This window comes from Nostocoides jenkinsii Ben 74 (assembly GCF_001046875.1).
Classification (GTDB): Bacteria; Actinomycetota; Actinomycetes; order Actinomycetales; family Dermatophilaceae; genus Nostocoides_A; species Nostocoides_A jenkinsii.
Window position 1 is genome coordinate 346,893 of sequence record NZ_HF571038.1, and the last position, 20,793, is coordinate 367,685.

General features: G+C 69.2%; 20 protein-coding genes and 1 pseudogene. 2 read left to right on the forward strand and 19 right to left on the reverse strand.

Annotated features, from left to right (window positions below; translation table 11 throughout):
- The 4 genes from pheT to BN13_RS01575 all read right to left on the reverse strand — a co-directional run.
- Positions 1-2,598 (reverse strand): phenylalanine--tRNA ligase subunit beta (gene pheT / locus BN13_RS01560; protein WP_321162887.1); only part of this gene is annotated, 2,598 nt, incomplete at its 3' end.
- Positions 2,598-3,695 carry a phenylalanine--tRNA ligase subunit alpha gene (pheS, locus tag BN13_RS01565; protein ID WP_048548743.1) on the reverse strand — a complete coding sequence of 366 codons (1,098 nt, stop codon included), beginning with the start codon at positions 3,693-3,695 and terminating at the stop codon, positions 2,598-2,600. The genes pheT and pheS, both read right to left, overlap by 1 nt.
- A gap of 73 nt (positions 3,696-3,768) precedes the next feature.
- Entirely contained in the window at positions 3,769-5,046 is a 1,278-nt protein-coding gene (locus BN13_RS01570; RefSeq protein ID WP_048543865.1) for an SAM-dependent methyltransferase, read from the reverse strand.
- Positions 5,043-6,446 carry an FAD-binding oxidoreductase gene (locus tag BN13_RS01575; protein WP_235433899.1) on the reverse strand — a complete coding sequence of 468 codons (1,404 nt, stop codon included), beginning with the start codon at positions 6,444-6,446 and terminating at the stop codon, positions 5,043-5,045. Before BN13_RS01575 ends, BN13_RS01570 begins: the two co-directional genes overlap by 4 nt.
- Positions 6,447-6,543: 97 nt before the next feature.
- Here BN13_RS01575 and BN13_RS01580 point away from each other — a divergent pair, with 97 nt between their 5' ends.
- On the forward strand, positions 6,544-7,005 hold the full coding sequence (locus tag BN13_RS01580; RefSeq protein ID WP_048543866.1) for an SRPBCC family protein: 462 nt from the start codon (positions 6,544-6,546) through the stop codon (positions 7,003-7,005).
- 37 nt (positions 7,006-7,042) lie between these two features.
- On the opposite strand, the gene BN13_RS01585 is transcribed toward BN13_RS01580, so the two are convergent.
- Positions 7,043-7,507 carry a MarR family winged helix-turn-helix transcriptional regulator gene (locus BN13_RS01585; RefSeq protein ID WP_048543868.1) on the reverse strand — a complete coding sequence of 155 codons (465 nt, stop codon included), beginning with the start codon at positions 7,505-7,507 and terminating at the stop codon, positions 7,043-7,045.
- A 56-nt stretch (positions 7,508-7,563) separates the two neighbouring features.
- Between BN13_RS01585 and BN13_RS01590 the strand changes: the two genes are divergently transcribed.
- Entirely contained in the window at positions 7,564-7,863 is a 300-nt protein-coding gene (locus tag BN13_RS01590; protein WP_162199895.1) for a PEGA domain-containing protein, read from the forward strand.
- On the opposite strand, the gene BN13_RS01595 is transcribed toward BN13_RS01590, so the two are convergent.
- The 14 genes and pseudogenes from BN13_RS01595 to BN13_RS01660 all read right to left on the reverse strand — a co-directional run bounded on the left by BN13_RS01595 (position 7,826) and on the right by BN13_RS01660 (position 20,750).
- A complete protein-coding gene (locus BN13_RS01595) occupies positions 7,826-8,620 on the reverse strand; it encodes a TrmH family RNA methyltransferase (RefSeq protein WP_084733500.1) in 795 nt (264 codons plus the stop codon). The genes BN13_RS01590 and BN13_RS01595 overlap by 38 nt on opposite strands.
- A 59-nt stretch (positions 8,621-8,679) precedes the next feature.
- A complete protein-coding gene (gene rplT / locus BN13_RS01600) occupies positions 8,680-9,060 on the reverse strand; it encodes a 50S ribosomal protein L20 (protein WP_048543874.1) in 381 nt (126 codons plus the stop codon).
- Between the two features lie 69 nt (positions 9,061-9,129).
- Positions 9,130-9,324, reverse strand: a complete 195-nt coding sequence (gene rpmI, locus BN13_RS01605; RefSeq protein ID WP_048543876.1) for a 50S ribosomal protein L35 — start codon at positions 9,322-9,324, stop codon at positions 9,130-9,132.
- 67 nt (positions 9,325-9,391) lie between these two features.
- Positions 9,392-10,000 (reverse strand): translation initiation factor IF-3, encoded by a 609-nt coding sequence (gene infC / locus BN13_RS01610; RefSeq protein WP_084733881.1) that lies wholly within the window; start codon positions 9,998-10,000, stop codon positions 9,392-9,394.
- Between the two features lie 304 nt (positions 10,001-10,304).
- The gene (locus BN13_RS01615) at positions 10,305-10,799 is read right to left on the reverse strand and encodes a DUF2505 domain-containing protein (protein ID WP_048543878.1); all 495 of its coding nucleotides are present in this window, start codon (positions 10,797-10,799) and stop codon (positions 10,305-10,307) included.
- Positions 10,800-10,850: 51 nt separating this feature from the next.
- Positions 10,851-11,618 (reverse strand): SseB family protein, encoded by a 768-nt coding sequence (locus BN13_RS01620; RefSeq protein ID WP_048543880.1) that lies wholly within the window; start codon positions 11,616-11,618, stop codon positions 10,851-10,853.
- The gene (locus tag BN13_RS01625) at positions 11,615-12,493 is read right to left on the reverse strand and encodes a YihY/virulence factor BrkB family protein (RefSeq protein ID WP_048543883.1); all 879 of its coding nucleotides are present in this window, start codon (positions 12,491-12,493) and stop codon (positions 11,615-11,617) included. Before BN13_RS01625 ends, BN13_RS01620 begins: the two co-directional genes overlap by 4 nt.
- A gap of 8 nt (positions 12,494-12,501) precedes the next feature.
- A complete protein-coding gene (gene priA, locus BN13_RS01630) occupies positions 12,502-13,239 on the reverse strand; it encodes a bifunctional 1-(5-phosphoribosyl)-5-((5-phosphoribosylamino)methylideneamino)imidazole-4-carboxamide isomerase/phosphoribosylanthranilate isomerase PriA (protein WP_048543885.1) in 738 nt (245 codons plus the stop codon).
- A 74-nt stretch (positions 13,240-13,313) separates the two neighbouring features.
- Positions 13,314-13,952, reverse strand: a complete 639-nt coding sequence (gene hisH / locus BN13_RS01635; RefSeq protein ID WP_048543886.1) for an imidazole glycerol phosphate synthase subunit HisH — start codon at positions 13,950-13,952, stop codon at positions 13,314-13,316.
- Entirely contained in the window at positions 13,952-14,605 is a 654-nt protein-coding gene (locus tag BN13_RS01640; protein ID WP_048543888.1) for a hypothetical protein, read from the reverse strand. Before BN13_RS01640 ends, hisH begins: the two co-directional genes overlap by 1 nt.
- 5 nt (positions 14,606-14,610) lie before the next feature.
- Positions 14,611-15,211 (reverse strand): annotated as a pseudogene (gene hisB, locus BN13_RS01645) (imidazoleglycerol-phosphate dehydratase HisB).
- Between the two features lies 1 nt (position 15,212).
- Entirely contained in the window at positions 15,213-16,358 is a 1,146-nt protein-coding gene (locus BN13_RS01650; protein WP_048543889.1) for a histidinol-phosphate transaminase, read from the reverse strand.
- A 4-nt stretch (positions 16,359-16,362) separates the two neighbouring features.
- The gene (hisD, locus tag BN13_RS01655; protein WP_048543891.1) at positions 16,363-17,700 is read right to left on the reverse strand and encodes a histidinol dehydrogenase; all 1,338 of its coding nucleotides are present in this window, start codon (positions 17,698-17,700) and stop codon (positions 16,363-16,365) included.
- Between the two features lie 35 nt (positions 17,701-17,735).
- Entirely contained in the window at positions 17,736-20,750 is a 3,015-nt protein-coding gene (locus BN13_RS01660) for a bifunctional [glutamine synthetase] adenylyltransferase/[glutamine synthetase]-adenylyl-L-tyrosine phosphorylase (RefSeq protein ID WP_048548750.1), read from the reverse strand.
- Positions 20,751-20,793: the final 43 nt, after the last annotated feature.

Below are 20,793 nucleotides of genomic sequence, written 5' to 3' on the forward strand. Positions count from 1 at the left end.
CACCTTGCAAGGTGTCCACAGTTGACTAACTTGTGCTAGCAGAAGTTCGTCAGGGGTGGCCTCAGCGCTGGGTGGCGCCACAGTCGCGGGCGGCGGCGGCGACGGCCTGGTCGCGGATCGCGCTGACCTCTCGGTGGTCAGCGTCCGGTCGGGCGCGCGGACGGCGAGGTGGAAAGCCAGGGACTTCTTGCCGGCGCCCACCTGCTCCCCGCGGAACAGGTCGAACAGGCTGAGCGACTCCAGCAGGGGTCCGGCGCCCCGGCGCAGGGCCGCCTCGACCTCGCCGACCGGGACGGTCTCGTCCACCGTCAGGGCCACATCAGTCGTCGCCAGTGGGAAGGTCGACAACTTCACGGCCGAGATGGGCGCCAGGCTCGCCTCGGTGAGCAGGTCGAGGTCCAACTCGCCGGCCACCGTGCGGGCGGGCAGCTTCAACGCGCCCAGCACCTTCGGGTGCAGTTCACCGGCCCAGCCGACCACGCGGCCGTCGGGCAGCGAGATCGCGGCGCAGCGACCGGGGTGCCACGGCGCCATGGTCGCCGCAGCGACCTGCAGTTGTATGCCGAGGATCTCGCCGACTTCCCTGGCCCAGGTGACCGCGTCACTGGCGTCGAAGCCGCGGGACGAGCCCCACGGGCCGGACCCCTGTGCCAGGCCCGCCGCCGCGAAGGCGACGTGACGAGGCTGGGGCGGGACCGCGGCATACAACCTCGCCTCGGACTCCGGGTCCGGGCGACTCGACACCGGCAGAATCGGCGCGCCACCCTTGGGCACCGAGCCGCGCGTCACCAACCCGAGCTCGTAGACCGCGACATCCCGCATCCCGCGAGAGACGTTGCGGCGCAAGGTCTCCAGCAGCGTGTCCAGCAACGAGGTCCGCATCAGTGGCGCCTCGTCCTGCAGGGGATTGGCGAGGGTCACAGTGTCACGGCGAGCGTCGTCCGCGGCATACCCGAGCACGTCGAAGAGCCCATTGCCGATGAAGGGATAGGACTCGACCTCGACCAAGCCCTGGTTGGCGAGCATCGTGGCCACGACGCGCCGGACCCGCTGAGCGTGCGTCAACCCGCGTCCCTCCGCGCGCGGGACGACGGACGGAATCTGGTCGTAGCCGCGCACCCGCGCAACTTCCTCGACCAACTCGGGACCATCGGTCAGGTCGGGCCGCCAGGTGGGCGCCAACACCGAGACGATGGGACTGCCCGCGGACTCGGTCACCTCACAACCGAGCCGTCGCAGCGTCCCGACAACCTCCTCGCGCGGATACTCCAGTCCGATCAGCCGCGTCGGGTGGGTCACGTCGAAGTCGAACGCCGACCGGGCCTGCGGCTCGCCAACATCCGTCGCGGTCGAGTCGATCGTCCCGCCGCCGAACTCAGCCAGCAGCCGCGCGGCCAGTTCGGCCGCGACGGGCGCGATCTGCGGGTCGACGCCGCGCTCGAACCGCTTGGATGCCTCGGTCGCCAACCGGTGCCGGCGTGAAGACCGCGCGACCGTGATCGGGTCGAAGTGCGCCGCCTCGATGAGCACATTGCGGGTGGCGGGGCCGACTTCGGAGGACGCGCCGCCCATCACCCCCGCGATGGCCAGAATCTCGCCACCGCCGGTGATCAGCAGGTCATCGGCGGCCAAGGTGCGCTCGACGTCGTCAAGGGTCGTGAGCTTCTCCCCCGGCGCGGCTCGGCGAACCTCGATGTCACCGGGCAACAAATCGAGATCGAAGGCGTGCAGCGGCTGGCCGAGCAGCATCATCACGTAATTCGTGACGTCCACGGCCAGCGAAATCGGCCGCATCCCGACCTCGGTGAGATAGCGCTGCATCCACGGCGGCGACGGCCGACTGGCGTCGACATCGCGAACGGTCCGCGCGACATACCGATCACAACCGACCCGGCCGTCGATGGGCCGTTCGTCGACAAGGCGCACCGGGAACCCTGGCCCCGTGGCGACCGGCACTTCGATGTCGGCGGGGTCGCGGAAGTCCACATTGGTCGCGAGCGCGTACTCCCGCGCGATTCCGCGCATCGAGAAGCAGTAGCCACGATCGGGGGTGACGTTGACCTCGACGACCTCCCGGCCGAGGCCGAGCAGCGCGATGGCGTCCATCCCCGGCTCCAGCGACTCCAGGATGTCGGGCCGATCCGCGAAGTAGCGGGTCAGCACGATGATGCCGTCGTGATCGTCACCAAGGCCGAGCTCGCGCTCGGAGCAGATCATCCCGTTGGACATGTGGCCATAGGTCTTGCGCGCGGAGATCTCGAAATTGCCGGGCAGCACGCCACCGGGCAGGATGCAGACGACCCAGTCACCGGCGTCGAAGTTGTTTGCGCCGCAAACGATTTCCTGTGGAATGCCGTGGGTCAGCTGTTGACCGTTGGCGCCGACGTCGACATGACACCAGTGGATGGTCTTGCCATTCTTTTGCGGCTCGGGCACCTGGGAGAGGACCCGGCCGACCACCAGCGGGCCCCGGAGTTGCCCTCCGTGGATGCCTTCCTCCTCCAGGCCGACGCGCACGAGGTCCGCGGCGATGTCCCGCCCGCGAACGCCCGGCGCGATCTCGACCAGCTCCCGCAACCACTCGACGGGAACACGCATCAGATCTCCATCCCGAACTGCCGGCTGAAGCGCACATCACCCTCGGTGATATCGCGCATGTCGTTGACGTTGTGCCGCAGCATGAGCGCCCGCTCGATGCCGAGGCCGAAAGCAAAGCCGGTGTAGACCTCGGCGTCGATACCGGCGGCGGTGAGCACCCGTCGATTGACCATCCCGCAGCCGCCCAACTCGATCCAGCCGAAGCCGCCGCAGACGCGACATGAGATGTCCTGGCCATAACAAACCCAGCACTGGCAATCGATCTCAGCGCTCGGCTCCGTGAACGGGAAGTAGCTCGGCCGCAACCGGGTTGCGATATGCCCACCGAACAGGCGCTGGACGAAGGCGTCGAGGCTGCCCTTCAAGTGCGCCATCGAGATGCCGCGATCGACGACGAGGCCCTCGAACTGGTGGAAGACCGGCGAGTGCGTGGCATCGAGGTCGTCCGTGCGAAACACCTTGCCCGGGCAGAGAATGGCGATCGGCGGCGTGCGCGACAACATGCTGCGGATCTGCACCGGGGACGTATGGGTGCGCAGCACCAGACCCGAGGACTCCGCCGGAGCGACGAAGAAGGTGTCCTGCATCTGCCGCGCCGGGTGGTCCGGACCGAGGTTAAGCGCGTCGAAGGTGAGCCACTCGCTCTCCACCTCGGGGCCGTCGGCGATCTCCCAGCCCATCGCGATGAAGATGTCCTCGATGCGCTCGCTGACCAGGCTGAGGGGGTGGCGGGCACCCAGCCCTGGCCGCCCGCTCGGCATCGTGAGATCCAGCGATTCCTCGGCCAGGATGCGCGCGTCCCGCTCGTCCTCCAGCTCACGCTGACGACGGGCGTATGCCGCGGCCACGGCCCCGCGGGCACCTCCGACGAGCTTCCCTGCCGCGGCCTTGGCGCTCGGCGGCAGGGCCCCGATCTCGCGATTCGCCTGGGCCAGGGCCGAGCGGTCGCCTTGGTGCGTCGTGCGAGCCGCCTTCAGTTCGTCGAGGGTCGTTGCCGACGCGGCGGCCTCCAGGGCCGCGACGCGGGCCGCCTCGACCGTGACCGGGTCGAGCGCAGCGACCTCAACGGGGTCGTAGTTGGTATTGGGTCCGGACATGGCCTTCACTTCGCTCGTCGCATGGGCGGCCCGAGTCTACGAGGCCGCCGCCGGATCGCGCGAAGCCGTTTCGTTAGGAGCCGAAGTCTGGGCGCAGCGGATAGAGCGCCTGACCACCGGCGGCGACCTTCTGGCCGAGCACCTGGTGCAACTGAATCTCATTGCGCTCGAAGCCGATTGACGACCCGGCCAGGTAGAGCCCCCATACGCGAGCGGTCGCCGCGTCAGACTCCGCGACCGCCGCGTCCCAGTTGGCCGAGAGGTTCTTGGCCCACGCGCGGCACGTGCGCGCGTAGTGCTCGCGAAAATCTTCCGCGTGTCGGACCTCGAACCCCTGGTCGGCCATCGCGTTGATGATCACGCCAACCGGAGCTAACTCTCCGTCGGGGAAGACATAGCGGTTGATGAAGCCGCCCCGCTCGAGGCGGGTGAAGTGCCGGTTCGGCCGGGTGATGCAGTGGTTCAGCAGCCGACCTCCGTCGACCAGTCGCTCGCTCAGGAAGGCGAAGTAGCCCGGGTAGTTCTTGATGCCGATGTGCTCGGTCAGCCCGATCGAGGAGACGGCATCGAAGTCGGACTCGGTGATATCGCGGTAGTCGCCGTGACGAACCTCACCCAGGCGGTTCAAGCCCTCGGCGGCTAACCACTGCTGGCCGAAGGCGGCCTGCTCTCGCGACAGGGTCACCCCGATCGCGCGAACGCCGTAGTGCTTCACTGCGTGCCGCACCATCCCGCCCCAGCCGCAGCCGACGTCGAGCAGGCGCATGCCCGGACGCAGATCGAGTTTGCGCGCGACGAGATCGAACTTCTCCTCCTGCGCCTCCTCCAGCGTCGCGTCCACCCGGGGATAGACCGCGCAGGTGTAGGCCATCGACGGCCCAAGCACATGCTCGTAGAAGGCGTTGCTCACGTCGTAGTGGTGTGAGATCGCCTTGGCGTCCCGCTCCTTGGAGTGTCGGATCCCCTCGGCCAGCCGTCGCCAGCCCGGGGGGTGCTCCAACGCCGGCAACTCCGGCGGCACGAACATTCGCGCCCCCAGCGAGCGCACGAGGTCGGGGATCCGGCGTGGATCGGGAATCCGGGCGCCCATCCGATCCTTGACGCGCACCAGCAACTCATAGGGGTCGCCCGGATCGACGCCCACCACCTCGAGGTCGCCTTGGACGTAGGCGCGGGCCAGCCCCAATTCCCCCGGAGCAGTCACCAGGTAGCGCAGGCCGCGCTCGGACTTAAGCTCAAAGGAGATGCCGGCGTCCCGGTTGCCGCCGGTGGACCCGTCGTAGGCGTGGACCTGGAACGGGACGTCCGTGCCGAAGATCTCGTCGGCCAATTCGCCGATCGACAGCGTCATCGCCGGCCCACCGCCTTGCTGAACAGATCCGGCAGGCGGCCGTCGGGGTCATAAACCTTCTTCACGCGGGCATACTCCTCACCGCCGTAGAGAGACCAGAAGGTCTCCTCGTCGTAATAGGCATCGGAATAGAGCGACTTGTGGCCGCCGAGCGCGGTCACCTCGGCTTCAATGGCGCGGTTGACATCCCCGTCCCGCCGCCCGGGGAGGATGTCGACGGCGGACCAGAAACCAACATTGACGTAGTCCCGGTCGGCATCCATCGGATAGAGCGGCCAGGGCCGAGCGCCCTCCCCCTGGTGACGAAGTCGTATGGGGCAGAGCCAGATCGGCTCGATCGGCACCGTCTCGAGGAACCACCCTAGGAAGGCGAGGGTGTTCTCGAGGGGGATCTCGACATCCTGGACGACCCGCTCCTTGGGGAGGGCACCGCGGCGCTGTTGCAGCGCGGCATACCAGCCATGGCGGTTTTCGAATCGGATGACCGTGCCATAAACCTCGCTGCGCAGGAATCGTTTCGGGACCACCGCTCGGACCCATGGCTTCTGCACGAGCAACCCGCGAGAACACCAGAACCAGTCGGTGTCCCAGCGCCACAGGTAGTCCCGGACGCTCAGGTAGTCCTCGTCGCGGTCCTGGATCGAGCGGTAGTAGATATGGCGATGGGTGTAGTCGGAGACGTACGGCGTGTCATCGGTGAAGGTCGCGAGGACCAGATAGCTCTCGACGTCGGTGAAGACCACCCCATCCACGAAATCGACCGCACGGCCCTCGAACTCCCATGTCGCCAAGAGGTTTTCGAGTTGTGCCAGCAGATCGGGCAGCGAGTGGAAGCGGACATGGCGCAGCCGCACGAACGACCGAACCGGCTGCAACTCGATCTCGAGCCGCACGGCGTAGCCCAGCGAGCCGTAGGAGTTGGGGAACGCTCGGAACAGGTCCGCGTGCGCACCCTCGGGCTCGACCGTCAGAATCTCGCCGGCACCGGTGAGGATGTCGAGCGAGCGGACGCTCTCGTGCGGCAGCCCCGCCCGGAATGAGGACGATTCGATGCCCAACCCCGTCACCGCTCCCCCGAGGGTGATGGTCTTCAGCTGCGGTACGACGGCGGGCATGAGGCCGTGCGCGAGCGTGGCGTCGACCAGGGTCTCGTAGGTGCACATTCCCTGGACCTGCGCGGTCCGGGCGACCGCGTCGATCGCGATGACGCCGTCGAGTCGCGACACGTCCAGCCCAGGAGCGCCGGTCGTCGCCCGAGGACGGAAGAGATTCGACGTGCGCTTGGCCAGGCGCACGGGGCTGCCGCTCGGCATACGGGCTAGTTGCGCGCGCAACTCCGTGACCGCGGCGCGATGCCGCTCCCAGCCCACCAGTTCCTGCCCCGCGACGTTCGTGGTCACATCCACCCCCGGCTACCTGTGCTCCCCTGGCAACCTATGCCACCGTGTCCTCAGGGAGAATACGCAGACGCGCATTTCGAGACGACGGAGCTTCCGCATGGCCGGTCACGGCATACACCTCACGCAGACAACGACCGCGTCTGCGGAGGCGGTGTGGGCAGTACTGACAAACATCTCGGGGGCGGCCGACACCCTTCGGGGCGTGAGCCGAGTCGAACTGCTGACAGACGGACCGTATGCCGCGGGCACCCACTGGCGCGAAACCCGCACGATGTTCGGCAAGGAAGAGACCCAAGAGATGTGGGTGGCCGAGTCCCAGCCCCCGTCGCGGACCGTGGTTCGCGCCGAGGACAAGGGGGTCGCCTATGTGACGGTGTTCGAGGTGGTGCCGACCGGGGAGGGCTCGCGGATCACGATGCGCTTCGACGCGGAGCAGGCGAGCCCGGGATTGGTCGCCCGGCTGGCGTGGAAGATCCTCGGCCCAATCGGGGCCAAGGCGACGGCCCGGGTCATGCGCGGTGACCTTGCCGATATCGCCGCCGCCGCGGAGCGAAGCTGAGGCCACCGGTCACCAGTCCATCGTTACCAGCCCATCGTCACCAGCCCGGCGCGGCCGCAGCCACCTGCCGATGCTCCCCCGCGGCGGTCGCAAAGTCGCTGAGGGCCTCGATCAAGAGCTGCTGGTGCGCAGTCGGCATACGTCCCACGATTGTCGCGATCGCCGTGCGCCGAGAGGTCAAGACGCGCTCGACAAGGCGCTCCGCGGGGGCGGTCAGGCGGAGGCTGACCTGGCGGCGATCGTCGGCCGCTTCTCGCCGATGGACCAAGCGCAGTGAGACGAGCCGATCGACCTGCCGTTGCGCCGTCGAGGCGTTGACACCGAGCCGCTTGGCCAGATGACCGAGCGTGCAGTCGGGGTCTTCGGCCAGCAGCACCAAGGTGCGGAACTGAGTCAAAGTCAAGGAGTCGGCCACCTCGGCCAGCGACGCCGACGAGACACCGACAAGAGCGCGCGAGGCGGCGAGCAGGGCATCCACGAGGTCATCGGCAAGTCTTTGCACTAGGCAATTATTGCATGATGCGGCTACGGTGGATGCAGCGGAAGGGAGCGTCCACCATGAGCGCGATCTTGAGAATCCACCGAGGCCCAGCCTCGCCGGAGCGCAGCATCGTCATCGGCGAGAAGCATGTCGGCCACCTGACCGAGCCCATCACCGACGTGGAGGTCGAGCCCGGCCGCCATGTCGTGCGCGTGAAGATGGGGATCTACACGAGCGAGGCGATCACCATCACGCCCCGCGACGGCGACATCATCGAGGTTCAGGTCGAGGAGAACCCCAATGCCGAAGCCCCGATCCTGCAGGGAGAATTCCTGCGGATCACGGCGCTCCATCCGGCACCGGTCCGACCGGCCTGACCCGCGCGGTGGCGGAGGTGTAGAGGCAGATCGTCGCCGCCATCGCCATATTCAGGGACTCGGCCGCGCCATAGATCGGGATGGCGACCCGCCGATCGCATTTCGCCGCAAGGCTTTCGGGCAGGCCGCGGGCTTCGGTTCCCATCACCCAGCAATGCGGGTCGCGCAGATCCAGCTCGATCAGTGACGTGGTCGCCTCGCCTTCGGTGGCGAGGGTGCGTATGCCGCGCCGCGCCAGCTCGTGAATCGTCGCCAACGCGTCCAGCCCCGTGACGACGGGCAGGTGGAAGAGCGAGCCGGCGGTGGAGCGAACCACCTTGGGCGCGTAGGCGTCCACCGACGCATCACTGATCAGGACGGCGTCGGCACCGGCGGCATCCGCGCCGCGGATGACGGTGCCGAGATTGCCGGGATCGCGCACTTCGTGCAGCAGGACCAACAGGTGCGGGTCGTGCGCCAGGACCGAGTCGAGGGTGTCCTGGGGTTGCTGGGCGACGGCGATCATTCCCTGCGGCGTCGTGGCATCGGCCATCGCCGCGAGCACGTCAGCGCTCACCGAATGCAGATAAACGCCCGCGTCCCGAGCGGCGTCGAGGATCTCGCCATGGCGCTCCCCCGCCTCCTCGGTGAGATAGAGATCGACGACGGTCGGCGCGGCATACCGAATGAGTTCGCGCACCGACTGCGGGCCCTCGACGAGGAAGCGGCCCCGCTCCGAACGCACCGCGCGCCGGGCCAGTGCGCTGACCGCCCGCACCCGATCCGATCGGGGGTTGGTCAGTGCGCCGGCCCGGCGCGGCGAAGGATTCGGCTGGATCAGGCGTCAGCCTTGGCGTCGCTCGCGGGCACATTGGCCTTGGCGATCTCCACCAGCGCCGCGAAGGCGGCCTCGTCGTTGACCGCGAGCTCGGCGAGCATACGGCGGTCGACGTCAACCTCGGCGGCGCGCAGGCCCTGGATGAAGCGATTGTAGGTCATGCCGTTGGCGCGGGCGCCGGCGTTGATCCGCTGGATCCACAGGCGACGGAAGTCGCCCTTCTTGGCGCGACGGTCGCGGTAGCTGTAGGTCAGGGAGTGGTTGAGCTGCTCCTTGGACTTGCGGTAGAGCCGGCCGCGCTGACCGCGGTAACCGCTCGCCCGCTCGAGGACGACCCGGCGCTTCTTCTGGGCGTTGACCGCCCGCTTCACGCGTGCCACGTGATTCTCCTTGCTGATTCGAACGTTCTACGAGGGGGGCCGACGCTCAGCCGAGCGCGCGGCGGGGGCTCACTTGCCCAGGAGTCGCTTGACGACCTTGATGTCGGCGGGAGCCACCTCGACGTCGTTGGCGAGACGACGCGCGTGCTGCGGGGTCTTCTCGTGGAACTTGTGGACGTGGTTGGCGCGCTGGCGCATGATCTTGCCGCTGCCGGTGACGCGGAAGCGCTTCTTGGCACCGCTGTGGGTCTTGTTCTTCGGCATGGTTCGCCGATCTCCTTCTGCTTGGTATGGCGTGCCCGGTCTGGGCGGCCGGTGGGTCGTGGTGGAGCTAGGCCGGCTCGGCGGCGTCGTCGAGCGTCACCGGCTCCTGGCCAGCGGCGGGGCCGGCGTCGGCCTGACGGCGGCGCTGCTCGGCGCGTGCCTCGGACTTCCTCTTGGTCGGGCCGATCACCATGACCATGTTGCGTCCGTCCAGCTTCGGCGACGACTCGACAAAGCCGAGCTCGGCGACCTCCTCGGCAAGCTTCTGCAAGAGGCGGAAGCCCAACTCGGGGCGCGACTGCTCACGGCCGCGGAACATGATCGTGACCTTGACCTTGTCACCGGCCTTCAAGAACCGCTCGACGTGGCCCTTCTTGGTGCCGTAGTCGTGGATGTCGATCTTCGGTCGGAGTTTGATCTCCTTGATGACCGTGTTGACCTGGTTCTTGCGGGCTTCCCGGGCCTTCATGGCGGCTTCGTACTTGTACTTGCCGTAGTCCATGAGCTTGGCGACGGGAGGCTTGGCCATCGGGGCAACCTCGACCAAGTCGAGATCGGCCTCGGCGGCCAAGCGGAGCGCGTCTTCGACCCGCACGATGCCGACCTGCTCACCGTTGGGTCCGACCAGACGCACCTCGGGGACGCGGATGCGGTCGTTGATGCGGGGCTCGCTGATTGTGTTGCTCCTTAACGTGCTGTCGGTGCGCTCGCGCTCGATCCTCGACGCCGAAACGACGAAGACCTCCCGCGAGGCTCGCGAGAGGTCTGGTGCAGTCGTCGACGGTATGCCGCGGCGCACGCCCGAGAGCGTGCACTGCGCCTCACCAAGGTGAGACCGTGGGACCCGGCCGTGCGAGACGATCGCGGGTGGAAGTCGACTGCCGTCCACTTCTCTTGAGCATCCGCCGGCCCGAGGGCATGACGGATCAGTTCCCACTCAGCATACCAGCAGCTGGGCGTGCCTCGTGACCGCCGAGGGACTAGTCCTCGGCATCGAACTCGCCGGCCAGCCAGGCCGTCCCGACCTCTTGCTCGACCTGGAGGGCAGTCGTGAAGAGGTCGGCGATGACTCCCTCCAGCTTGCCGCCGACAAGCGGAATCGACACCTTGATGTCGCCGTCGATGGTCTCGGTGGTGACACCGGCCGCCTCGGTAAGGGTGATGGTGCCCGTCATGGAGCCGGGCTTGCCCGGAACGGACAGGGTCATGCTCGCTCGATCGGTGCCGGTCCAGGACTCGCGCTGCTCGGTTTTGATCGACTCGCCGACGAATGACTTGGCGAACGACGCCAGGCCGTCGGTCGAGCGGGTGAGGTCGATGGCGACATCCATCCCCCGGCCGGTCTGCGACACCGAAACGGAATGAGCGTCGACCAACTGGTCCTGCGCCACGAACTCCCGGAACTCAGGGTCGGCCAACATGGCGTAGACCTCGTCGAGCGGCGCGGCATACGTCAGAACGTGCCGGAACTTCATCGATGCACCTATCCACGCGCGGTCAGTCGGGCGCCTCGCAGTGTATGCCGCTCACGTCAGTCGGAAGGTGAGCCCGTCGACCCGGGCACGGAACTCGCCGTCGGTGGCGAGGCGCTCCCCGAGGGCGGTGACGAGGGCCGCTACCGCGTCCCGGTCCAGGCCGGGGACCAGCGTCAAGGCCAGGCCGAGCGTGCCGGGTGGGTCCGCGGCATACAACGTATGGGCCGTGATCCGCACCTCCCCGGCGATGGCCGCGGCGACGCTGTCGGCGACGAAGGGGTCCCGGTCGGCCGGCTGCCACGGGCGCGCCATCGCCAAGGCCCAGACCTGGCTGGGCCGCAGTTCGCGAGCACCGGTGGAACCGAGATTGAGGACGATGACATCGCAGCCCTCTGCGATGGCCGCCTGCGCGAGGCGGTCGGCCGTGACCGGGACGGGCCGGGCCGCCGCATCCCAGGCCGCGAGTTCGGCCAGTCCGGTGAATGCAGGCAGCGCCTTGCGACCGTCGGGCGCGACGAGGGTCACCAGGGCCATGTCGACGCTCGCGTCGTGCACGAGGCCAGCCGCCCCGGTGACGATCTCGTCGGCGTGGGCGACCACCGCGACGAGGAAGCGCGTGGTGGGCAGGAGCCGCATCACCGCGGAGTCGTCCCCCTCGGCGAGCGCGGCGACGACGGCCGGGTCGCTGGCACCCGCGTCGGTCTCGAACCCGCTCGGGCTGAGGTCTCGGCGGGCCCCCCACGGCGTGCCTGCCGAGTCGGTCGCGTCCGGTCCGGCAACGCGATCGGGATGCCGGGCGTGGTCTCGGCGATTGGTCATGTCGGGGCCCCAGTCGTGGCGGGTGCGGTGGCGGGTGAGCTCGCGGTCGCAGCCCAGGCCGCGGCATACATGCAGATGCGGGAGAAGTAGTAGATCCAGACGAGCAGGATGAGGGAGATCCCGAAGGATTGGAAAGCGGGCTGCGTGGTGGTGGAGGCGAGCAGCCGGCCGGAGAGTTGCTTCAGGATCTCGAAGAGGACAGCCCCGAGGAGAGCGCCCGAGACCAAGGCGCGGTGCGCGAGGTTCGGCGGCGCGAACCGGCGGAAGAGGACGAAGAAGAACAGCGTGCCCATGGCCGTGCCGCTCGCGACCGAGGCACCGTCGAGGACCAGCCGCACGAAAGCGTTGGTGTCCGGGGCGTGCCGGGTCACAGCGGCGAGAAGCCCGCTCGCAATCAGGCCGACAAGGAGTACGGCACCGATGGCCAGGAGTGAGACGAGGTTCTGGAGGTAGGCGATGACGACATTCGGCTGCTTGGTGCCGTCGGCGCCGAACACCGTCGTGAGCCCCGAGCGAAGGTCAGACATCCAACTGACACCGGCATAGAGCACCGCGACGAGACCGAACCCCGCCGCGGTCGCCGCCGTGGATTCCAGGGTGGCGAGCGACAATTGATGGGCGCCTGGTCCGATCACCCCCGGCAGCATCGACTCCAGGGTGCGAGCCAGGTCGTTGCGGGCCTCGGGGAAGACGCGCGCAAAGGTGCCGACTGCGGCGAAGGCCAGCGCGCACAGCGGGAACAGCGACAAGAAGGCGTAGTAGGTGACAGCCGCCGCGAGCAGCGACCCCTGGGCGTCGAGGTAGTGGCGCGTGGCGCACCAGAGGTGATCGACCAGCGGCGAGCGTCGACGCAACTGCTCGACGCGATCTCGCACGGCGAGCCTCAAGGACGGCCGGCGACGTCCAACGCGTCAGGCAGGGTGAAGGCGTTCTTGTAGAGCGCGGACCCGATGATCGCACCCTCGACGCCGATGCCGACGAGGTCGCGAATCGCCGCGATATCGGCCAGCGTCGAGACACCACCGGAGGCGACCAGCGGGGCGTTCGTGCGCGCGGCGACCGCGGCCAGCAGGTCGAGATTGGGCCCGGCGAGCATGCCGTCCTTGTTGACATCTGTCACCACGTAGCGGGCGCAGCCCTCGGAATCGAGGCGCGCCAGCACCTCCCAGAGATCACCGCCCTCTCGGGTCCAACCGCGGGCGGCCAGTCGTTCCCCGCGCACGTCTAGGCCGATGGCGACGCGGTCGCCGTAGGCGGCGATCGCCCGCGCGGTCCACTCCGGGTTCTCCAGGGCCGCGGTGCCGACGTTGACGCGTCGGCAGCCCGTCGCGAGTGCCCGCCGAAGCGATTCTTCGTCGCGGATGCCACCGCTGAGCTCGACGGCGATGTCGAGTTTGCCCACGATCGTGGCGAGCAGGTCGGCATTGGAGCCGCGACCAAAGGCGGCGTCGAGGTCCACGAGGTGAATCCACTCGGCGCCTTGCTCCTGCCAGGCGAGGGCGGCATCGACCGGGTCGCCGAACTCCCAGCCGGAGCCGGCGATGCCCTGTTGCAGTTGCACCGCCCGCCCATCCGACACATCGACGGCGGGCAGTAGTTCGAGACGGGGGGCGTCGGTCATGGCTCCTGCTGAGTTGGCGGGGAATCCTGAGCTTGATCGGGAATCCTGAGTGGACGCTTCGGGTCGGCGGGTGGTCACAGCGTGCCCACCCAATTGCGGAGCAGCTGCAAACCCGCGTCACCGGACTTCTCGGGATGGAACTGCGTCGCGCTGAGCGGGCCGTTCTCGACCGCGGCCACGAATGTCGTCCCGTAGTCGCAGGTGGTGACCAGGGGTGCCCGGCTGGCCATGAAACCGTCGGCGACGGGGAGATTCCAGGAGAGCGCGGCATACGAGTGCACGAAGTAGAACCGTTCGTCCTCGACGCCGGCGAACAGCCGCGATCCGGAGGGCGGAGTCACCGTGTTCCAGCCCATGTGCGGCACGACCGCTGCCGGGAGTCGGTCGACCAGGCCGGGCCACTCCCCCAGTCCGTCTTGCGTGGTATCGCTGGGCTCGGTCGAGCCGTCGAACAGGGCCTGCATCCCGACGCAGATGCCGAGGACGGGGCGGCCACCGGACAGCCGGATGTCGATCAGGCGGGGGGCGTCGACGGCGCGCAGGCCGGCGAGGCAGGCGTGGAAGTTGCCGACGCCGGGGACGAACAGCCCATCGCAGGACGCCACCATCGCCGGATCCGCGGTGAGGTGCACGCTGGCCCCCACATGTTCGAGGGCACGGACGGCCGAGCGGACGTTGCCGCTGCCGTAATCGAGGACGACGACCTCCGGCATCACGAACCTCCTCGCCGCCGGCTTGGATGAGCGACTTCGGCCAGGTGCGCAGCCTCGTCGCGCATCAGCGCATCGAAGCGCGCCACGGACTCGCCGTCCGGCTCGACCAAGCTGCCGTATGCCGCGTCGGCCTCCACGAGCAGATCCCGCCCCGGCAGGCGCAGGGCCTCGTGCACGCCCGCCAACCAGGTGAGGGCATCGACCGGGGTCGCGGCCAGCGCCTCGACTACCTGGGACAGCGCCGCCCGTCCGGCACCGGTGAACTCGACCAGGTCTTCGGCTTCAGCCGGCCGCAGCCCGGGCGCCCGGACGGGGCCTCCATCGGGCAGCCAGACGACCCACCGGGGCACAGTGCGCCACCCACGCGGCTGGACGACCACTACTCCGCGGCGGCCGGTGACGAAGAACCCGATCGACGGCCGTAGGGACGTGTGCAGCGGGCGCGCCGCGAGCGCCATCCGGGCGTCGTCGTAGGGGGCGGCGGCCCGAGCGCGATCGTTCGCCGGCGTCACCGCGCACCACTGCCCGAGCGGGGTGATGTGCACCGAGACGAGCCCGCGGCGAGCCCACGGCGTCACCCGGTCGGGGCGGGCGTGGGTCAGCAAGAGCCCGCCGACGGGACGACGGGTCGTGGGGGTGGGGGACGGCGGCATACGAACTAAAGCGCACCCTTCGTGCTCGGTATGCCGCTCACCCGCGGGGTCCGGCGCGGTCGCCGCGCGCAGGGCCCGGGCGAACGCCTTGAACTGGGCCTCGACGAGGTGGTGCGGGTCGCGACCGGCCAGGACCCGGATGTGCAGGGCGATCTGGGCACGGAAGGCAATGGTCTCGAAGACGTGCCGGGTGAGCGAACCGAGGTACTGGGAGCCGATGAGGACGTAGATCTGGCCGTCGGGTTCGCCCTCGTGGACGCAATAGGGCCGACCGGCCACGTCGACGACGGCCTGCACAAGCGCCTCGTCGAGCGGGACCGTGGCGTCGCCGAAGCGGGCAATGCCGCGCTTATCGCCCAGGGCTTCGCCGAGGGCCTCGCCGAGGACGATCGCGACATCCTCGACGGTGTGGTGGGCGTCGATGTGGAGGTCGCCGCTCGCCTCGATCTCGAGGTCGATCAGGGAGTGGCGCGCCAGGGCCGTGAGCATGTGGTCGTAGAACCCGACGCCGGTGGCGATCCGGGACTGGCCGGTGCCGTCGAGGTTGACGACCACGCGAACCTCGGACTCGCTGGTGCGGCGCGTGCGGGTGGCGGTGCGGGCCATGTCAGCGTGCCTTTCTGTCCGAGAGCCGGTGGTCGTCGCCGAGGGCAGCGAGGGCGTCGAGGAAGGCCGAGGTCTCCTGCGGAGTCCCGGCAGTCACCCGAAGATAGTGCGGGATGCCGACGTCGCGCACCAAGACGTCCTGGTCGAGCAGCGCCTGCCAGGTGCGCGCCGAGTCGGCCAGCCCACCGAAGAGCACGAAGTTGGCGTCGCTCGGCACGGGGCGGTAGCCCATCTCGGTGAGTTCGACGACGATGCGGTCGCGCTGGTCTTTGACGACATCCACGGTGGACAGCATGGTGTCGGCGTGCCGGAGAGCGGCCCGGGCGACGGCCTGGCTCGGTGCGGAGAGGTGGTAGGGCATCCGCACCAAACGCAGCAGGTCGATCAGTTCGGGATCGGCGGCGAGGTAGCCCAGCCGCCCCCCGGCCAGCGCGAAGGCCTTGCTCAGCGTGCGGGTCACGACAAGGCGTTCGCGGCCGGCGAGCAGGGACAGGGCTGTCGGGGTGCCGCGGCGGGCGAACTCGGCATACGCCTCGTCGACGACGACCACCGCGTGCGGGGCGGCGAAGTAGGCAGCCTCGATCACGTCGAGGCCGACCGCCGTGCCGGTCGGGTTGTTGGGCGAGCAGATGAAGACGAGGTGGGGGTCGATGTCGGCGACCTGCGCGCCCACCGATTCCGGGTCCAAGGTGAACAGTCGGGCCGGGTCCTGGCTACGCCGGCCATGCGTCCACTGCGTCCCCGTCGTCGTCGCGATGATCGCGTGCATCGAATAGGACGGGGTGAAGCCGATCGCGCGCCGGCCGGGGCCGCCGAAGGACTGCAACAGGTGCAGCAGCACCTCATTGGAGCCGTTGCCGGCCCACACCTGGTCCGGCCCGATCTCGGTCCCGCTCCGGCTGAGGTATGCCGCCAGCGCCCCCCGCAGGTCGGTGAACTCGCGATCGGGGTAGCGATTGAGAGTGGGCAGCACCGTCGTCAGCTCGGCGAGCATGTCGCTGACCACCTCGGGAGGGACGGGGTAGGAGTTCTCGTTGGTGTTGAGGGCGGCGCGCACGGTCAATTGCGTTGCGCCATAAGGCTTTTCGTCCTGCAGATCGGAGCGCAGCAGGGCGCGAAGCCCGGTCGCTGGGCGTGGGTCGGTCATCAAATCAGAACTCCCCAGCCGACGCGAATCGCGCAGTGACGGCCTCGCCGTGGGCCGGTAGATCCTCGGCTTGAGCCAAGGTGACGATGTGGTCCGCCACGTCGGCCAGTGCCGCCCGGGAGTAGTCCACGACGTGCACCCCGCGAAGGAAGGACTGCACCGACAGGCCGCTGCTGTGACAGGCGCAGCCCCCGGTGGGCAGCACGTGATTGGATCCGGCGGCGTAGTCACCGAGCGAGACGGGCGCGTAGGCGCCGACGAAGATGGCGCCGGCGTTGCGCACGCGGGCGGCGACCCGCTGCGGGTCCGCGGTCATGATCTCGAGGTGCTCCGCGGCATACGCATTGACGACGGCGAGGCCGGTGTCGAGATCGTCGACGAGGACGATCGCCGACTGGGTGCCGGTGAGGGCTTCGATGACGCGCTCACTGTGCTTGGTGACGGCGGCGCGGCGGGCGACTGCGTCGACGACGCGGTCCGCGAGGGCGGCGTCGTCGGTGACCAGCACCGAGGCGGCGAGCGGGTCGTGCTCGGCCTGGCTGATCAGATCGGCCGCCACGAACTCGGCATCGGCCGAGGCGTCGGCCAGGATCGCGATCTCGGTGGGTCCGGCCTCGGCGTCGATGCCGATCACGCCCTTGAGCAGGCGTTTTGCCGCGGCGACATAGATATTGCCGGGGCCGGTCACGAGGCTGACGGGCTCGCAGGTGTCGTCGCCGTCGGTGAAGCCGTAGGCGAAGCCCGCGATAGCTTGGGCGCCGCCCATCGCATACACCTCCTCGACGCCCACGAGGGCACACGCGGCGAGGATGGTGGGGTGCGGGTAGCCCGCGAGGTGGCCGACGTTTTCGCGTTGCGGCGGGCTCGCGACCGCGAGGGAGCCGACGCCCGCGATCTGGGCCGGCACGACGTTCATGACCACGGAGCTGGGATAAACGGCCCGGCCACCGGGGACATAGAGGCCCACTCGATCGACGGGAATCCACCGCTCGGTGACCGTGGCGCCGTCGGTCACGGTGGTGGTGACGTCGTCGCGGGCTTGGTCGGCGTGCACCGTCCGGACGCGCTCGATGCAAACTTCCAGGGCGCGGCGCACGTTGGGATCAAGCCCGGCCAGGGCCGCGGCGAGGACGTCGGCCGGCACCCGCAGGTGCTCGGGCCGCACGCCGTCGAACCGCTCGGCAAGCTCGCGCAGTGCTTCTGCGCCACCGCGGCGGACCTCGTCGCAGATGGGCTCGACGTCCGACAGGGCGGCGTCGACGTCGAATTGCGCCCGGGGCAGCCCGTCGCGAAGCTCACGCAGGGACAGGGTCCGGCCCCGCAGATCCAGACGCTGCAACATGCCGTCGATTCTAGGCGGGACCCGCGAGCCGGGTCTCATGCGTCCGAGACGTCGGCCTCGCCATAGAAAAGCCGGTCGACGACGCTGCGTGCGTGGCGGCCTTGCCGGCGGTAGTTCTCGACGAGTTCCTGGCCGGACCCGGGCGGCATACCGAGAATGCGGGCGGTTCCGTCGGCCTCGCGGGCGTCGGCCGGGATCGAGTCGACGGGACGACCACGGAACAGCATTGCGGCATCCCGGGTTCGGTCGGCGCGCATCCACGCCTCGGCGAGTATCGCCTGATCGGCGCTGGAGATGAGGCGGGCCTGCCCCAGGGCGTGCAACGCGGGCAAGGTCGAGGTCGTGCGCAGCGTCGGGTAGTTGTGGGCGTGCTCGAGTTGGAGCAGTTGCACGGTCCACTCGACGTCGGACAGACCCCCGGTGCCGAGTTTGAAATGCGTCCGCCGGTCACCGCCGCGCGGGAGTCGCTCGGCTTCCATCCGTGCCTTGAGACGTCGGATCTCGCGGACTTGCGTGGTGTCGAGCCCGGAGGCGGGCCAGCGGATCGGGTCGATGAGATCGATGAAGTTGGCGGCGAGATCGTCATTGCCGGCCACCGGGCGGGCACGGATCAGGGCCTGCGCCTCCCAGGTCGACGACCAGCGGTCGTAATAGGCGCGGTAGGAGTCGAGGCTGCGAACCAGCGGGCCGTTCTTGCCTTCCGGTCGCAGGTCGGCATCGAGCCTGATCGCCGGGTCCGGTCCGGGTTGCTCCAGGACCCGGCGAAGTTCCTTGATGACCTCGAGCGCCTGGGCCTGGGCGGTCGTCTCGCTCACCCCGAGGTGGGGTGCGTGCACGAACATCACATCCGCGTCGGAGGAATAGCCACACTCCCGACCACCGAGCCGGCCCATCCCCACGACGAGCAGGTCGGTCCCGATCGGTTCGCCGCGCCGCGCCTCCTCGGACCGGACGACCGCATCGAGGGCGACCGCGATGGTCGCGTCGGTGAGGTCGGCGAGGGCCTGGCCGACGCGGACGGCGCTCAAGCCATCGTTGAGGTCCGCCACGATGATGCGGAAGAGTTCGATCTTGCGAATCTGACGCGCGGCCGCGACGGCCTCGTCCACGCTCTTTCGACCCGCCGCCGCAACCCGCATGCGATGCTCGATGTCGCTGCGTGAACGGGGGGCCAGGCCACCGGGTTCTCCGAGGATTTGGACGGCGTCTGGAGCGGCGCGCAGCACCTCGGCGGCGAAGCGACTGCGGGCCAGGGTGCGCGCGAGGTACTCCGCGGCTTGGGGCTCATCCCGCAGCAGCCGGAGGTACCAGCCGGTGGTGCCGAGGGTCTCGCTCACTTGTCGGAACGCGAGTAGCCCGCCGTCCGGGTCGATCTCCTCGGCGAACCAACCCAGCATGACCGGGAGGAGATGCCGCTGAATGGCGGCACGCCGAGACACCCCTTCGGTGAGTGCTTCGAGATGGCGCAGCGCGCCGGCCGGGTCCCGGAAACCCAACGCCAACAACCGATCCCGGGCGGCATCGGGCGTCAACCGGACGTCATCGGTGCCGAGTCGCGCGACCGCGTTGAGCAAGGGGCGATAGAAGAGGCGTTCGTGCAACCGGCGCACCTGACGCGCTTCGGCGCGCCACGCCTGCTCGACACCTGCGGCCGGGTCCTGGCGATAGCCGAGTGCCCGGCCAAGGCGCCGTAGTTCCGCCCTCGATGTCGGAATGAGGTGGGTGCGCCGCAGTCGCTGCAGCTGGATCCGGTGCTCCAGCGTGCGCAAGAGCCGGTATGCCGCGCCCAGCACCGCCGCATCGTCCCGGCCGACATAGCCACCGGCGGCGAGCGCAGCCAACGCGTCGAGCGTCGTTCCCGAGTGGAGGGTGGCGTCGGTGCGCCCGTGGACCAGCTGCAGCAATTGCACGCTGAACTCGATGTCCCGCAGGCCCCCAGGCCCGAGCTTGAGCTGTCGGCCGGCCTCGCCGTTGGGGATGTGTGCTTCCACGCGCCGGCGCATCGCTTGCACGTCGTCGACGAAGTTTTCCCGGGACGCGGCCTCCCAGACCATCGGCCCGACGGCGGCCAGGTAGGCCTCGCCGACTTCCCGATCGCCCGCGACCGCACGCGCCTTCAGCAGCGCCTGGAACTCCCAGGTCTTGGCCCACCGCTCGTAGTAGTGGCGGTGGCTGGCCACCGTCCGCACGAGTGGGCCCGCCTTCCCCTCCGGCCGCAGCGCGGCGTCCACCGGCCAAAGCGTGCCGGCGGGCGTGGACTTGCCACAGGCGGTCATGATGCGCGCCGCCATCGTGGTCCCGACGCGCATGGCCTCTTCCTCGGGCAAGCCGGGCGCGGGCTCGGCGACGAAGATGACGTCCACATCGGAGATGTAGTTGAGTTCGCGTCCACCGGTCTTGCCCATCGCGATGACGGCGAGGCGAACCGTGTCCGCGGCGGCCCCCGCCTCCATCCGGGCGATCTCGTATGCCGCTTCCAACGCCGCCTGGGCCAGGTCGGCGAGCGCGGCGGCGGTCCTCGGGAGTTCTTCCAGCGGGTCGGGAGCGGTGAGATCGAGGGCAGTGATGCCCAGAAGTCCTCGCCGGTAAAACACCCGGAGGGCGTCCTCTGGGCTAAGCCCGTCGGGCGGATTCTTGACCTTGCCGACGATGCGAGCGATCCGTTGCTCGACCGAGCGGGGTTTCGCGTCGGCGACGCTGCGCCAGTGCTCGGGGTGGCAGACCAGATGATCGCCAAGGGCGATGGAGGCCCCGAGGACGGCGAGCAGTCGTTGCCGACCGACGCCGGGACGACGCAACTCCGCGATGAGCGCCGCCACATCCCTGTGCAACGGGGACGTCTCGGGTTCCCGGTTGGCGGCGGCGCGCAAAGCCTCCATCAGGCGCACGAGGCTGAGCAGCGCCAGGTCGGGATCGGCCACCTCGGCCAGCGCCTGGATAGGTCCGTCGGCGAAGGAGTCGTCCAGTGGATCGATCAGACCGGCGAGGGCGGGATCGCTGAGCAGTCGAGCCGCCCGATCAGGCTCCGCGAACCCCAGACGGGCGAGCATGGCCTCGGGGCTGCCGGCGCGGGTCGTGGCCACCCGCTCAGCC